The following is a 276-nucleotide window of genomic DNA, read 5'->3' on the forward strand; positions in this document are numbered from 1 at the left end:
GATTTCCTCATCGCCACACAGTACGCCGCCCTTGAGCTTGAAGTCATTGAAACCGTATTTTGCTTTGGCGGCTTCGGCCAGGCGCACCACGGCGTCGGCGGTCAGGGCTTTTTCATGGCGCAGGCGGAACCAGTCGTCGTCGGCGTCGGCCTCGTTGCGATAGGCCAGGTGGGGGGCGCTGCGGTCGCCGACGTAGAACAGATAACCGAGCATTTTCACCGCGTCGCGTTGCTGGCCTTCGCCGAGCAGGGCAGCCACCGGCACTTCGAGGAACTG

General features: G+C 63.0%; 1 pseudogene. It reads right to left on the reverse strand.

Going from position 1 to position 276, the window contains the following annotated elements:
* A pseudogene (gene gudD, locus AC0L3U_RS39350) lies at window positions 1-276 on the reverse strand (glucarate dehydratase); the annotation flags it as partial.

The sequence above is a fragment of the Bradyrhizobium sp. Kon69 genome (assembly GCF_055807515.1).